At 66.9% G+C, this 14625-nt stretch carries 15 protein-coding genes and 1 tRNA gene; 5 read left to right on the forward strand and 11 right to left on the reverse strand.

Going from position 1 to position 14625, the window contains the following annotated elements:
* Positions 1-55: 55 nt before the first annotated feature.
* The 5 genes from ruvX to aspS are packed head-to-tail and all read right to left on the reverse strand — an operon-like array spanning position 56 to position 7823.
* A complete protein-coding gene (gene ruvX, locus Q0A27_RS04545) occupies positions 56-556 on the reverse strand; it encodes a Holliday junction resolvase RuvX (protein ID WP_291473895.1) in 501 nt (166 codons plus the stop codon).
* Between the two features lie 47 nt (positions 557-603).
* Entirely contained in the window at positions 604-3339 is a 2736-nt protein-coding gene (gene alaS, locus Q0A27_RS04550) for an alanine--tRNA ligase (RefSeq protein WP_291473875.1), read from the reverse strand.
* Positions 3340-3387: 48 nt separating this feature from the next.
* The gene (locus Q0A27_RS04555; RefSeq protein WP_291473896.1) at positions 3388-4707 is read right to left on the reverse strand and encodes a replication-associated recombination protein A; all 1320 of its coding nucleotides are present in this window, start codon (positions 4705-4707) and stop codon (positions 3388-3390) included.
* A 59-nt stretch (positions 4708-4766) separates the two neighbouring features.
* Positions 4767-5990 (reverse strand): phosphotransferase, encoded by a 1224-nt coding sequence (locus Q0A27_RS04560; protein ID WP_291473876.1) that lies wholly within the window; start codon positions 5988-5990, stop codon positions 4767-4769.
* Between the two features lie 30 nt (positions 5991-6020).
* Positions 6021-7823, reverse strand: coding sequence for an aspartate--tRNA ligase (gene aspS, locus Q0A27_RS04565; protein ID WP_291473877.1), 1803 nt, complete (start codon positions 7821-7823; stop codon positions 6021-6023).
* 226 nt (positions 7824-8049) lie between these two features.
* On the opposite strand from aspS, the gene Q0A27_RS04570 reads away from it, so the two are divergent.
* A complete protein-coding gene (locus Q0A27_RS04570; protein ID WP_291473878.1) occupies positions 8050-8364 on the forward strand; it encodes a hypothetical protein in 315 nt (104 codons plus the stop codon).
* On the opposite strand, the gene Q0A27_RS04575 is transcribed toward Q0A27_RS04570, so the two are convergent.
* From Q0A27_RS04575 to Q0A27_RS04585, 3 genes are all read right to left on the reverse strand, one after another.
* Positions 8342-9130, reverse strand: coding sequence for a hypothetical protein (locus tag Q0A27_RS04575; protein ID WP_291473879.1), 789 nt, complete (start codon positions 9128-9130; stop codon positions 8342-8344). The two genes, Q0A27_RS04570 and Q0A27_RS04575, sit on opposite strands and share 23 nt — an antisense overlap.
* Positions 9131-9135: 5 nt before the next feature.
* Positions 9136-9897, reverse strand: a complete 762-nt coding sequence (locus tag Q0A27_RS04580; protein WP_291473880.1) for a metal-dependent hydrolase — start codon at positions 9895-9897, stop codon at positions 9136-9138.
* A 68-nt stretch (positions 9898-9965) separates the two neighbouring features.
* Positions 9966-10038: transfer RNA gene (locus tag Q0A27_RS04585), tRNA-Lys, on the reverse strand.
* Positions 10039-10194: 156 nt separating this feature from the next.
* On the opposite strand from Q0A27_RS04585, the gene Q0A27_RS04590 reads away from it, so the two are divergent.
* Complete coding sequence (locus tag Q0A27_RS04590; protein WP_291473881.1) at positions 10195-10323, forward strand: hypothetical protein; 129 nt, start codon at positions 10195-10197, stop codon at positions 10321-10323.
* A gap of 6 nt (positions 10324-10329) precedes the next feature.
* On the opposite strand, the gene Q0A27_RS04595 is transcribed toward Q0A27_RS04590, so the two are convergent.
* Positions 10330-11262, reverse strand: coding sequence for a diacylglycerol kinase family protein (locus tag Q0A27_RS04595; protein ID WP_291473897.1), 933 nt, complete (start codon positions 11260-11262; stop codon positions 10330-10332).
* Positions 11263-11332: 70 nt separating this feature from the next.
* Here Q0A27_RS04595 and thrC point away from each other — a divergent pair, with 70 nt between their 5' ends.
* The 3 genes from thrC to Q0A27_RS04610 are packed head-to-tail and all read left to right on the forward strand — an operon-like array spanning position 11333 to position 13194.
* Complete coding sequence (gene thrC / locus Q0A27_RS04600) at positions 11333-12787, forward strand: threonine synthase (protein ID WP_291473882.1); 1455 nt, start codon at positions 11333-11335, stop codon at positions 12785-12787.
* 15 nt (positions 12788-12802) lie between these two features.
* On the forward strand, positions 12803-13030 hold the full coding sequence (locus Q0A27_RS04605) for an AAA family ATPase (RefSeq protein ID WP_291473883.1): 228 nt from the start codon (positions 12803-12805) through the stop codon (positions 13028-13030).
* Entirely contained in the window at positions 13021-13194 is a 174-nt protein-coding gene (locus Q0A27_RS04610) for a hypothetical protein (protein ID WP_291473884.1), read from the forward strand. The genes Q0A27_RS04605 and Q0A27_RS04610 overlap by 10 nt, the downstream gene beginning before the upstream one ends.
* 15 nt (positions 13195-13209) lie before the next feature.
* Here the strand turns inward: Q0A27_RS04610 and Q0A27_RS04615 are convergent, their stop codons facing one another.
* Together Q0A27_RS04615 and Q0A27_RS04620 are read right to left on the reverse strand one after the other, a co-directional pair.
* On the reverse strand, positions 13210-13416 hold the full coding sequence (locus tag Q0A27_RS04615) for a hypothetical protein (protein WP_291473885.1): 207 nt from the start codon (positions 13414-13416) through the stop codon (positions 13210-13212).
* Between the two features lie 130 nt (positions 13417-13546).
* On the reverse strand, positions 13547-13960 hold the full coding sequence (locus tag Q0A27_RS04620) for a VOC family protein (RefSeq protein ID WP_291473886.1): 414 nt from the start codon (positions 13958-13960) through the stop codon (positions 13547-13549).
* Positions 13961-14625: the final 665 nt, after the last annotated feature.

A 14625-nucleotide genomic window follows, 5' to 3' on the forward strand; every position in this document is an offset into this window, starting at 1 on the left:
GGGGGTGCTCACAGGGGATACTGCATTCTCAGTCGATCATTCTCGCACAAAAAGATCACGAATCGTTATCTGACCCGTCGTGTCTCGCGAGAAACGCCTTCCGCGCGTCCAACCACCCCTGCAGAATGTGCACGGCAGCGGCCTGGTCGATGCGCGACCGCCCCTTCTTCTGGTTCACCCCTGAGGCGTGCATGGCGTTCGTCGCGGCCATGGTCGACATGCGCTCATCGACAAGCCGGACGGGGATGTCGAGCGTCTTCCGCAGCCTGGTGGCGTAGTTCTCCGCCCGGCGGGTCGACTGCGTGCGATGGGACCGCAAGGACACGGGCAGACCGACGACGACCTCGACGACGAAGTTCTCGGCGATGAGCTCGAGCACGTGGTCGAACTCCTCCCCGGGCCAGGCGCCGCTGGCCCTGTCCGCCTGCACGGTCTCCAGTGGTGTGGCGAGGATGCCGTCGGGGTCGGACAGCGAGACCCCGATCCGTACGGTGCCGACATCGAGACCGAGGCGTCGACCCCGACCCGGATCGTCCTCACCGGGGCGGTCCGGCACCGGATCCGGCCGCTGCTGCCGCTGCTCAGTCACGTCGACCCCGCGTCCTACTTGGCGCCGGTGGCGTCGGCGACGACGTCGCGCACAGCCTTGACGGCTGTGTCGATACCGGCGGCGTCGGAACCGGAGCCCTGGGCCATGGCGGGCTTGCCGCCACCGCGTCCACCGATGTAGGGGGCGACGGTCCTGATGATGTCCCCGGCCTTGACGCCGGCGGCGACGGCGGCATCGGTGGCGGCGGCGATGAACGGCACCTTGCCTGACTCCGGGTCGGCGGAGATGAAGAAGATCACACCCGCCTCCGAACCGGCGCGGGACTTCGCCTCGGTGGCGAGGGTGCGCAGGTCAGCTGCAGCGATACCGTCCGGGACGCGGGCCGAGACGACGCGGACATCGCCGATCACGGTGGCCTGCAGGAGGTAGTCGCCGACCTTCGCGGACAGCTCTGCGGTGCGGAACTGGGCGAGACGCTTCTCCGCCTCGTTCAGGCGCGCGGTCAGTGCCTCCACCCGGTCCGGCAGCTCCTCGGACGGGATGCGTAGGCGAGACGCCAGCGCGCTGGAGAGCTTGTACTGGTCGGAGAGGAAGCGGAAGGAGTCCACACCACTGTAGGCCTCGATACGACGGACACCGGAGCCGACCGAGGACTCACCGAGCACGGCCACCGGGCCGATCTGCGAGGAGTGCTCGACGTGGATACCACCGCACAGCTCCATGGAGAACGGGCCGCCGATCTCGACGACGCGCACCTCGGAACCGTAGTTCTCGCCGAACAGCGCCATCGCACCCATCGCCTTGGCCTCGTCGAGGCTGGTCTCGATGGTGTTGACCTGGTAGTCGGCGTCCACCGCCTCATTGGCGATGAGCTCGATGCGACGCAGCTGGTCGGCGGTGAGCTGCTCACCGTAGTTGAAGTCGAAGCGCAGGTAGCCGGGCTTGTTCAGCGAACCGGCCTGGACAGCGGTCGGGCCGAGCACCTGGCGCAGGGCGGCGTGGATCATGTGCGTTCCGGAGTGCGCCTGGCGGGCCTTGTGACGCCAGGTGGGGTCGACGGTGGCGGTGACCCGCTGGCCGACGGCGAACTCACCGCCGGTGACGGTGACATTGTGCAGCCAGACCTTCTTACCGGTCTTCTGCACGTCCTCCACGGTCGCGGCGCCGCCGGTGCCGGTGATCCGGCCACGGTCGGCGAGCTGTCCACCGGCCTCGGCGTAGAAGGGGGTCCGGTCAAGGATGAGCTGGACCTTCTGCCCCTCGCCGACACGCTCGACGAGAGCACCCTCGGCGACGATACCGAGGATGGATCCCTCAGCCTCAGTGCTGTCGTAGCCGAGGAAGACGGTCGGGTGGTTGTCGACGAAGGGCCGGTAGACGGCGACGTCGGCATGGTCGTGCTTCTTGGCACGGTTGTCTGCCTTCGCCCGGGCCTTCTGCTCGGCCATGCGAGCGTCGAAGCCCTCCTTGTCCACGGTCAGCCCGGATTCGGCCGCCATCTCGACGGTGAGGTCGATCGGGAACCCGTGGGTGTCGTGCAGCGAGAACGCGGCATCTCCGCTGAGCTCGGTCAGGCCGGAACCCTTGACCTGGGAGGCGACGGTCTCGAACAGTCGGGTGCCGGACTCGAGGGTCTTGAGGAAGGCGGTCTCCTCACCCACGGCGACGGCGCGGATGCGCTCCCAGTTGTCGGCGATCTCCGGGTAGGACGGCGTCATGGTGGAACGCACGGTGTCCATGAGCTTCTCCATGGTCACACCGGTGGCACCGAGCAGACGGGCGGAACGGATGATGCGGCGCAGCAGACGGCGCAGGATGTAGCCACGACCCTCATTGCCCGGGGTGACGCCGTCGAGGATGAGCATCAGACCGGTGCGGCAGTGGTCGGCGATGACGCGGAAACGGATGTCATCGGTGTGCGCGGCGTGGTACTCGGCCGACTCGGTGTCGCCGGCCTTGATGAGCTGCTCGCTTCGGCCGTAGGTGGCGCCGGTGAGCTCCTCGGCGACCTTGATCACCGGGGCGAGGAGGTCGGTCTCGTAGACGTTCTCGACACCCTGGAGGATGCAGGCGACACGCTCGACACCCATACCGGTGTCGATGTTCTTCTTGGGCAGCGGACCGACGATCTCGAAGTCATCCTTGCCGATGCCCTTACCACGCTCGTTCTGCATGAACACGAGGTTCCACAGCTCGATGTAGCGGGTGTCGTCGACGACCGGTCCGCCGTACTCGCCGTACTCCTCGCCACGGTCGTAGTAGATCTCCGAGCAGGGACCGCACGGGCCCGGGACCCCCATTGACCAGTAGTTGTCCGCCATGCCGAGACGCTGGATCCGCTCGGCGGGAACACCGATCTTCTCCTCCCAGATCTGGGCGGCCTCGTCGTCGTCGAGGTAGACCGTGACCCAGAGACGGTCCTTGTCCAGGCCGAAACCGCCCTCGTCGACCGGATCGGTCAACAGCGACCAGGCGTGACTGATCGCACCTTCCTTGAAGTACTGGCCGAAGGAGAAGTTGCCGGCCATCTGGAAGAAGGTGTTGTGGCGGGTGGTGATACCCACCTCCTCGATGTCGAGGGTGCGCACACATTTCTGGATGGAGGTCGCGGTGCCGTTGGGGAACGGCGGGTTCTGCTCGCCCAGGAAGTAGGGCTTGAAGGGCACCATACCGGCGTTGACGAAGAGCAGGTTCGGGTCGTCGAGGATCAGCGAGGCGCTGGGCACCTCTGCGTGACCGGCCTTGACGTAGTGGTTGATGAATCGCTCGCGGATCTCATGCGTCTGCACGGTGTCGGAAACCTTCTTGCTTGTCTCGGGGCTTTACCGGGGAAGAGTCTACCTGCCGCCGCGGACTATCCCACGCAGGGTGTCCAGGGTGGAGGCGATCTGTCGTTCCCGGCCATGGTCGGTAGGGTGGTAGTACTCAGCGTCGGAGAGGTCCTCGGGCAGATAGTCCTGGGTGAGGACGCCACGCGGGTCCTCATGGGGGTAACGGTAGCCGACGGCGTTGCCGAGGCCCTCCGCCCCCGAATAGTGACCGTCACGCAGGTGGGGCGGGACCACGGACCCCTTGCCGTCCCGGACATCAGCGAGGGCGGCGTCGATGGCGGTGATGACCGCATTGGACTTCGCTGCGGTGGCGAGATGGACGGTGGCCTGGGCCAGCGGGATGCGACCCTCCGGCATACCGATGAAGCTCACCGCCTGGTGGGCGGCTACGGCGGTCTGCAGCGCGGTCGGGTCCGCCATCCCGATGTCCTCGGAGGCGTGGACGACGAGCCGACGGGAGATAAACCGGGGATCCTCCCCGGCGTCGATCATCCGGGCCAGGTAGTGGAGGGCGGCGTCCGGGTCCGAGCCGCGGATGGACTTGATGAAGGCACTGACGATGTCGTAGTGCTGGTCACCGTCGCGGTCGTAGCGGGCTACGGCCTTGTCGGTGGACCGGGCGACGACGTCGACGGTCACTTCCCCACCGCTGTCCTCGACGGACTCCGCAGCGGCCTCGAGGTAGGTCAGGGCGCGTCGGGCGTCGCCGGCGGCCAGGGCGGTCAGCCGGTCGCATGCCTCGTCGGCGAGGGTGATCTTCCCGTCGTAGCCGCGCGGGTCCTCGATCGCCCGGCGTAGCAGCGTGGAGATGTCGGCCGGCGCGAGTGGCCTGAGCTGGACCAGCAGGGAGCGCGAGAGCAACGGGGCGACGACGGAGAAGCTGGGGTTCTCGGTCGTCGCGGCGACGAGCAGGACCGTCCGGTTCTCCACGGCGGAGAGCAGGGCGTCCTGCTGTGTCTTGGAGAACCGGTGGACCTCGTCGATGAAGAGCACGGTGGGGATCCCGTCGGCGAGTCGCCGACGGGCGTCGGCGATGACCGAGCGGACCTCCTTGACCCCGGAGGTCAGGGCGGAGAGCGCCTCGAAACGGCGTCCCGAGCTACCGGCGATGAGGGACGCCACGGTCGTCTTCCCGGTGCCGGGCGGACCGTAGAGGATCACGGAGGATTCACCGCGACCGTCGATGAGACGCCGTAGCGGCGAGGACTCTCCCAGGACGTGTGACTGCCCGACGACCTCGTCGAGGGTGCGAGGACGCATCCGCACCGCCAACGGGGCGTGTGCCCCGGGGTGGAAGTAGGCGTCCGCCGAACGCGACGGCGGCACCGGGTCGCCGGCCCCGCCCACCGGCTGCCCGACGCCGAAGAGACCGTCGTCCACGGGGATCAGCGCGACCGGATGTCGGTGCGGGTCTGCGGGACCGCCCCCAGCTCCGCGAGCCGGGACAGCAGCGCCCCGGCGAAGCCGGCCACCTCACCGTAGCGGGAGTCACCGCGCTCCTGCTCCGAGGCCGCCGTGGCGTACCGGCGGACGGATTCGACGGTCGTCGCGAAGTCCGCGAGGTGGGTCTCGGGCAGTCGATCGAGCTTGCGGGCACCGTCGGCGGCGGAATCCGCGTCCTCGATCACGGCGAGGGTGCCGTGGTACAGCAGCGACAGGCTCATCAGGGCCCACGCGATGAGCGAGGTCATCAGGGCGTAGGTGAGGCGCTCACGGTCGCGCACATTCGGCCACACCGAGACGACCTCGGAGGACCATGCCTCGATGAACTCCGCGGATTCCTGCTCGTCGAGCAACGGCGTGCTGATGTCATGGGGGAATCCGGCGATCACGCAGGCCACGTCGAAGACGATGTCGCGGAAACCGGCCCACTCGAAGTCGAGGAACACGACCCGGTCGGACAGCATGATGTTGTCCGGGGTGAGGTCGAAGGGGCTGAAGGCCCGCAGTCGGGAGCGGGACTGGCGGAGCCCCGCCTCCTCCGCGAACCCGGCGACCGTGTCGCTGATCTCCACACCACTGCTGCGCAGCAGGTCGAGACCCTGGGACACCAGGGCCGCGACATCGACGTCGCGCTCCCCCGCCTGCTCCGGCGGCAGGTCGTGGCGCGAGTACTGACGCCGGTTGAGGGTGTCGAAGGACTCCTCACCGTCGGCGGTGGCCACCTGCATCCTGCCCAGGGCTCGGCCGAGCTTGCGGAGGGCCGACGCCCGACGCTCGGCGTCCTCGATGATGAGGATGTCCGAGAAGCTCTCGCCGGTACCGGCGTCGGAGAGCACGATGATGCGCTCGTCGATGTCATGGGCGAGCAGCAGTGGACCGGGCCGGTTCTCCGACGGGAGGGTGTTGGTGTACTGGTAGGCGACGACCTCACGGATCATCGCCGCATTCGCCTCCGCCTCCTCAGGCGTGCCCTCGGCCACGGCGGGGAGCTGCTTGATGACGAGGGACCGTTCCTGGAGGAAGGGGTTCGGGGTCACTTTCGCGCGCAGGACCAGGGAATCACTGGATCCCCCGAGGTCCTCGGGGTGGGTGAGCTCTGGGGTGCCCCCGAACCGGCGGCCCAGCAGATGGGCGGCCCGGTCAAGGACAGTGTCGATACTCAGCACGGCGGTTCCTTACGCAGGTGGTCGGTAGAACTACTCGGCAGCCGGGGCGGCGGCATCCGGCTTCTTCAGCTTGGCGTCGATGCCGGCTTCCTTGCGCTGCTGGGCGGTGATCGGGGCCGGCGCCTCGGTCAGCGGGTCCACTCCGCCACCGGACTTCGGGAAGGCGATGACATCGCGGATGGACTCGTAGCCGCCCAGCAGGGACACGATGCGGTCCCAGCCGAAGGCGATGCCGCCGTGCGGCGGGGCGCCGAAAGCGAAGGCGTCCAGGAGGAAGCCGAACTTCTCGCGGGCCTCCTCCTCGCTGATGCCCATGACCGCGAAGACGCGCTCCTGGACGTCGCGCTGGTGGATACGGATGGAACCGCCACCGATCTCGTTGCCGTTGCAGACGATGTCGTAGGCGTAGGCCGTGGCCTCGCCGGGATTCTCGTCGAAGGAGTCGATCCACTCCGGCTTCGGGGAGGTGAAGGCGTGGTGGACGGCGGTCCACTTCGAGTGTCCGAGGGCGACATCACCGGAGGCGGTGGCATCGGCGGCGGGCTCGAACAGCGGGGCGTCGACGACCCAGGTGAAGGCCCAGTCACCCTCCTTGATGAGGCCGAGACGCTCGGCGATCTCACCACGGGCGGCACCGAGCAGGGCGCGGGAGGGCTTGACCTCACCGGCACCGAAGAAGATGCAGTCACCCGGCTTGGCACCGACGTGGGCTGCGATGCCTTCACGCTCGGCGTCGGTGATGTTCTTGGCGACCGGGCCGGTCAGGGTACCGTCCTCGCCGACGAGAATGTAGGCGAGACCCTTGGCTCCGCGCTGCTTGGCCCACTCCTGCCAGGCATCGAGGGTACGGCGCGGCTGGGAGGCGCCACCCTCCATGACCACGGCGCCGACGTAGGGAGCCTTGAAGACGCGGAAGGAGGTGTCCTTGAAGAACTCGGTGCACTCGGTGATCTGGATGTCGAAGCGCAGGTCCGGCTTGTCGGAACCGTACTTCTCCATGGCCTCGGCGTAGGTCATCCGCGGGATCGGGGTCTGGATGTCGTAACCGATCTCCTTCCACACGGCGGCGAGGATCTTCTCGGCGAGGGCGATCACGTCGTCCTGGTCGACGAAGCTCATCTCGACGTCGAGCTGGGTGAACTCCGGCTGACGGTCGGCGCGGAAGTCCTCGTCGCGGTAGCAGCGGGCGATCTGGTAGTAGCGCTCCATGCCGGCGACCATGAGCAGCTGCTTGAACAGCTGCGGGGACTGCGGCAGGGCGTAGAAGCTGCCCGGACGCAGGCGGGCCGGAACCAGGAAGTCCCGGGCGCCCTCAGGGGTTGAGCGGGTGAGGGTCGGGGTCTCGATCTCGGTGAAGTCCTCAACGGACAGGACACCGCGGGCTGCCTCGCTCACCTTGGACCGCAGGCGCAGGGCGCGGGCCTGACGTTCACGGCGCAGGTCCAGATAGCGGTACTTCAGACGGGTCTCCTCACCGACCTCGCCACCGGTGGTGTCCTCGATCTGGAAGGGCAGGGCGGTGGACTCGTTGAGGATCTCCAGGTCGGAGACGTTGATCTCGACGGCGCCGGAGGAGAGGTTCGGGTTCTCGGAACCCTCCGGACGGGCCTCGACGATCCCGGTGACCTTGAGGCAGTACTCGCTGCGCAGGTCGTGGGCACGCTCGGCGATCTCATTCTCGCGGAAGACGACCTGGGCGAGACCGGAGCGGTCCCGCAGGTCGATGAAGATCACTCCACCGTGGTCACGCCGACGGGCGACCCACCCGGTGAGAGTGACCTCCTTTCCGGTGTCGTCGGAGCGAAGGTCGCCACACAGATGCGTCCGCAGCACGTCGCGTTGTCCTTTCGGATGAGGTTGATGGGCGGCGCGAAGTCGGCCTCCCCGGTGTTACCCGTACAGGTCCCGGGATCACCGGACGCACTGCACGCATGTCGGACGTCCACCCTACTCCCCCTGCCCTGGGCGAGTCGGGGGTGGGTGTGCCCCTGCCCCGTCGCCACCGTAACCGCCACAGCAACCGCCACAGCAACCGCCACAGAACAACTACCGTGGAGGTATGACCGAGAACAGTTCCGAGAACACACCCCGTCGTCCCGATTCCGACGGTATCCCCGATCAGCTCACTGTGGAGGACACCATCGTCACTCCTCTGGACAAGCGTGACGTCTACCGTTACTTCTGGTTGATCAACCAGGTGGTCCTCGTGGTTTCCGCGGTGGTCGCGGTCTGTGCGATCGTCTACGGACTGGCTGCCGGTGAATCGGACTCCTGGATCTCCGGTGTCGGTGCCGCCATCATCAGCATGCTCTCCGTCATCGGGCTGCTGCTGGCCCGTCTGGGCAGCGACCTCAAGTACGCGGGACGGATATGAGAGCCCGGAACAACCCTTCCGGATCGTCGGTGGTGATCTGGTCGACCCCGAGGTCGATGAGCGCCCGTGCCTGACCGAGCGACTCCGTGTCCGGACCTTCGAGGGTGTAGGCGTCCACCTCCCGTTCTGCGGCGTGGAAGGTCGACACGATATCCGTACCTGTCTGCGCCACTGCGAGGATGATCCGGCGGTCGAGGTAGATCATCCGGGCATCCCGGTCGGCGTCCAGTGCCGCCGTGACGAAGCCGTCGACGTCCCCGGCCCGGCGGAGGCGGCGCACCGAAGACCGGGTGCACGGGTCATGACCGGTCGCCATGCGGGAATCCCGTCCGGCGATCCGGGCGACGGCCACAGGGTCGTTGCCGGAGACGATGACCGCGTCGGCGAAGGAGCCGACGGCCACGGCGATCCGTTCCGCGACCGCCGGCGTGAGCACCCCGGCGGTGTCCTTGATGTCCAACTGGAGCCGGGCGGTGGCCGGGAGAGCCGTGACTCCCCGGTCGACCAGTGCCTCGCCGACCGCGGACAGCTGAGTCGACTCCCTGGTCGGGACGCGTCGCCACCACCGCAGGGCGTCATGCCGGATCACCGGTTCTCCGCCGGGGCCGGTACGCACGTCGATTTCCACACTCGCCCCGCACGCCAGCCCCTCGACGATGCGGTCGAGGGTGAACGGGGCATCCGCGGCGGTACGGCGGGCCCGGTGCCACTTCAACCGGGTGACCAGGCCGTCGCAGTGGATGTCGGTGGGCGTCGGGGGCGTCATAGGCGTCACAGCCCCAGGAATACCAGGTAGACCTGCCAGATGACGACGGCGGTGAAGCCCAGCAGCAGTGCCTGGTCCCAGACTCCCGAGGTGCGGATGGTCACGACACCGGGCAGCGTCCAGTTCCACCAGCGTTTCCCGCCCCTCGGGATCACCGGCGAGGTCAGGGGCACTCCGGATTTCGTCATAAGGTCCCCCGCCAGGTGGACGAGGACACCTGCGGTGACGGCGGACGCCGGCATCAGGGGCGTGTGGAGGGCAGGGACCGTCTGGTAGGCGGCGATCCCCAGACCAGCGGCGGCGATGATCACGACCAGTCCCGCCCTCTCTTTCGCCCACTGCGGGAACAGTCCCCTTAGTGCCAGTCCGGAGAAGAACACCAGCATCCCGACCACTCCGTTGTCCCCGCAGGCGCCTCCGATACTCCAGGCCAGGAATCCCGCGAGCAGGGCGAACCACAGTGTGTGCGTGACGGTGCGGTGTCCGCCTCGGACCCTGGCGTCCTTCCTGGTACCGGTGACGTCGACGACAAGGACGCTGAGGGAGGCCACGGCGCGCGCGAGCAGTCCGGTGACCGGCCCGAAGGCGCGGGCGACCGTGGAGCCGGGTGCGTCGAGGTCGGGCAGCAGGGCTGCCCCCGCGGTGATGCCCGTGTAGGCGAGGATCTCGGCGGTGGTCGTGGCTCCACCCCAGGCGACGGGCAGTGTGGTGGCGAGCACGAGTCCTGCGGCAGCTCCGGACATCGCGTGGGTGGGGCCCTGAACCACGGTCTGCTCCCCCTTCTGCCGGATACGGAAAACCCCCGACCGGGTATCCCTGGTCGGGGGTGGTGTAGTGCGTCATCAGGGACTCGAACCCCGAACCCGCTGATTAAGAGTCAGCTGCTCTGCCAATTGAGCTAATGACGCAGAAGTCCACCGGACATCGCCGGCAACGGATGGATACTATAGGCGCTCATTCTCGCTGAGGCAATTTCGCTGGTCACAGATGATTGATCAACCCCACCAGTCACACCAGTAACACTGGTATCGCATAGATGACACGGCACTGTTATGGTGACATGCATGGATATCATCGCGCTCATCACAGACTTCCTCGGCCGCGCCGACATGGCCGCCTACAACAACTGGGACATCGTCAGCCGCATCCTCGACGCGATCATCCCGGACGCCGCCGCCAACTACCAGCCCTGACCTGACCTACGGACAGACCACGTCCAGCACATGGTGGACGCACCCGGACTCCAGTGACCGATGCATCCCCATGTAGTCACCGTCCATCTGCACGTCCGCCGGCTCATTGCTGGTGAACACGACCCGCTCGACATCATCGTCCCGGAACAGATGTGCTGCCCGGGGGTCGGCGGACCCGGCGAGCAGTTGCGCCCCCAGCATGAGATTGCGGAACGCCGACAACGAGGTCGCCGCCGCAATGCCCAACCCGTGATCGAAGTCGGTGCCCGGATTCGTCCGGATCGCCCGGGGCCCCAGATAGGTCCACGGGCTGGCGTTGCTGACGAACCCGAACCGCGCCCCCTCGACCGCCGGGTGTCCCGGCACCTCGACGGTGAACGTCGGCGACGGGTGCTTCGTCGACAGGAACGACGACACAGCCGTCGTCACGTACCGCAGGTTCGTCATCTTCTTCCCCGCAGCGCGCTGCTCCTCCATCCGCCGGATGACGATGGCGTCCATGCCCATCCCGGCATTGAACAGGAACCACCGGTTGAGGGCGTGTCCCAGTCCCACCGTGCGACGGGAACCGCGGTCCAGCCCCGCGAAGAGCTGGTCGACGGCACGGTCCGACCTCCGGTCGATGCCGAGCGCCCGGGCGAAGACATTGGCGTTGCCGCCGGGTACCACGCCGATCGCGGGCAGATCGGCCGCGGCGGGGCGGTCGGACCGGTCCGGCGCCCCGAGCAGGCCGTTGACCGTCTCATTGACTGAGCCGTCGCCACCGTGGACGACTACCGCGTCGAAGCCTTCCTCCGCTGCCCGGGCCCCGAGTTCCGCGGCGTGTCCGCGGTGTGTCGTAGGCACCGCCTCAACGTTGTAGCGCTGCGTCAGCGCCCCGGTGAGGGCTTCCCGTCCTTCCTCGGTGGTGGAGGTGGCGTAGGGGTTGGTGATCAGCATGACTCGCACAGGCGACGATGTTACCGGGGTTTGAAAAGACCCGGGCACCGCACTCGGTAGGCTGGGGGCCATGAAATACATCTCCACGCGCGATGCGCAGGCCACGCCCGTCGATTTCACCGATATCCTGCTCGGCGGACTGGCCCCCGACGGCGGTCTGTACCTGCCGCAGGAGTACCCGTCGGTGGACTCCGCGACGCTGGACCGGTGGCGTTCCGTCCTCGACAACGAGGGCTACGCCGCTCTCGCCGCCGAGGTCGTCTCGCTGTTCAACGACGACATCCCCGTCGAGGACCTCGAGGGCATCACCTCCCGGGCATACTCCACGCCGAAGTTCGCGTCCGCGCAGATCGTCCCGGTCACCGACCTGGAGCCGGGTGTGAAGATCGCCCACCTGTCCGAGGGGCCCACCGCGGCCTTCAAGGACATGGCCATGCAGCTGCTCGGTGAGCTGTTCGAATACGTGCTGCGCCAGCGCGGCGAGACCATCAACATCCTCGGCGCGACGAGCGGCGACACCGGGTCCTCGGCCGAGTACGCCATGCGCGGACGCGCCGGCATCCGGGTGTTCATGCTCACCCCGGCCGGCCGGATGACGCCTTTCCAGCAGGCACAGATGTTCGGCCTGGACGACCCCAATATCTTCAACATCGCCCTTGACGGTGTCTTCGATGACTGCCAGGACATCGTCAAGGGTGTCTCCGGGGATGCCGCATTCAAGGCCGAGTACCACATCGGTGCGGTCAACTCGATCAACTGGGCTCGGCTGATGGCCCAGGTCGTCTACTACGTCTCCAGCTGGATCCGTGCCACCGACTCGGTGGAGCAAAAGGTCTCTTTCTGCGTGCCGACCGGCAATTTCGGTGATGTCTGCGCCGGCCACATCGCCCGGCAGATGGGTGTGCCGATCGACCGGCTCATTGTCGCGACCAACGAGAACGACGTCCTCGACGAGTTCTTCCGTACCGGCGACTACCGCGTCCGTACCTCCGCTGAGACGTTGGCGACCTCCAGCCCGTCGATGGACATCTCCAAGGCCTCGAACTTCGAGCGGTTCATCTTCGATGTCCTCGGACGCGATGCCGCCCGCACCGCCGACCTCTTCGGCACCCAGGTGAAGCAGGGCGGGTTCTCCCTGGCCGCAGACCCTGCCTTCCCGGAGGTGGACAAGGACTACGGCTTCGCCTCGGGCTCCTCCACACACACCGACCGCCTCGACACCATCCGGTACTGCTGGGAGTCCGCCGGAGTACTCGTCGACCCGCACACCGCTGACGGTGTGAAGGTCGCCCGCGACTACCTCGCCACCCACCCGGACGCTGCCCCGGTCATCTGCCTGGAGACCGCGCTGCCGGTGAAGTTCGCCGGCACCATCCGAGAGTCCATCGGTTCCGAGCCGGAGGCGATGACCCCGGAGCGGTTCCGCGACATCCTCGCGGCCGACCGGCACGTCACCGACCTGCCCAATGACATCGACGCGGTGAAGGACTTCATCCGGACCTCCATCGCCGACGTCCAAGTCTAGGTTCCCTCTCCCCCGATGCCGACGCTGCACATCACCCTGGGTTTCCCCGCCTCCGGGAAGACGACGTGGGCGGAGGCCTTCTGTGCGGAGACCGGTGCGGTGAACATCAGCCGCGACGATATCCGCCGCACCCTGCGGATCGGCCAGCACGGCACACAACGGAAGGAGGACGCCGTCATCTCGGTGCAGTCCGCCCTGTCCGCCGCCACGGTCGACACTGGGATCAACTCCACATGCGCCTGACCGGGGACCAGCGTCCCGACCGGATGGTGAAGGACACTCTGGTCCGGGATCACATCGAGGGGCATTTCCGCATCCGTTACCGCCTCGATGAACGGCAGCAGGTGGTGGACCACTACCGGACTGTCGGGCTGAAGGTGTTCCAGATGCAGCCGGGTGATTTCTGACGGGCGGGGTGCCGGCTACGGAGTCCCGGGCTTGACGGGGTTGGTCCAGTGCTCCTGACCACAGATCGGCAGCCATTCCACCGGACTTCCATCCGGCCAGATCTCTGCGGGCGCCCACCCGGAACAGTCAACGGTCTGTCCGGGGACGCCGCTGAACAGTGAGCCGGTGATCTGGGTGAACAGCCCGATGATCGATTCCAGGATCGTGACGACGAAGCTCATGGGTTCTCCTCAATTCTCGTTCTTCCGGACTGAACGTACCCCGTCCCTCCAACTGAGTGGATGCTTCCCGTCTTTCCCGAGACCCCATCCGGGGGGTGAGAACCGGCGGTACCTGTTGACCGACATTCACTCAGGACCGGCACAGGCAGAACGGATGCCCGACCGGGTCCAGGAAGACCACGAAACCTTCCCTGTCCGCTTCCCCTGGTTGCACAGCATGTCTGGAGGCACCCAGCGCGACGGCGGTCCTCTCCGCCTCCGGGATACCGCTCACCCAGAAGTCGAGGTGTGCCTGCTGTGGCACCGGCCCCTCGGGCCACACCGGTGCACGGTAGTCATCCACCCGTTGGAATCCGAGGGAGAATCCCGGCTCCGCGACATCCGGTGGTCGGTCCGAGACCCACTCCGGGTGAAGGACATCAGGTTCGTCGGGCCCGGGTCGTACCACTTCCCACCCCAACAGCGTCGCGTAGAATTCCGCGAGGTCGACAGCGTCCGGGCAGTCCAGGGCGACAACGATGCGGTTCGGAGTGATGTGGTCCATAGCGCCAGGATAAACCGTCGGTGCGTCCGATCCGGGGGTGGCGGGCCCGTGAAAAACCGCCTGTCACATGGCGACAGGCGGATCAGGCGTGGACTCTCGTCAGTTGGCCGTCGATCGGGCCGGGAGGACGCCCAGTCCGGTGCTGGCGGCGCCTCCCGCCCTCTGAACCGGGGAAAAGTACCAGTTGATGATCTCTGCGAGTCGGTCGTACATGGGACCCATTCCTTTCAGGGGTCGGTGCGGTGCGTGTCCGAGTGACTCACCAGAACGCGGGGTTAATTCCGTTGAGGGTATGTCCTACTGTGGGAGATGTCAAGTAATTGGGAAAAAGTGCCAGGCCACTCCGCATGTCGAGCATCGCACATCCGAGCACCCGTGATCCCTCGGGTCCACACCACCGCGACGTAAGGTAAATCGAACACGTGCATGTTTTCGGTGTCGCATGTACCATAGGAAGCGAGACACTCTCCACCCACACCACCACCGGAGACACCATGCACCGCCACACCTTCGTCCACCGACGAACCACACACATGATCGACCTACTGGACAACCTCCTCACCCCGTCTCCACCACCACCGTCCTGGTCGATTGTCACCAACCCCCACCCCGCCGCGACAGCGAAACTACGCATCAACCGCCACGAACTCGACCTCGCCGCCACC

It is taken from the genome of Corynebacterium sp. (assembly GCF_022712275.1).
GTDB lineage: Bacteria > Actinomycetota > Actinomycetes > Mycobacteriales > Mycobacteriaceae > Corynebacterium.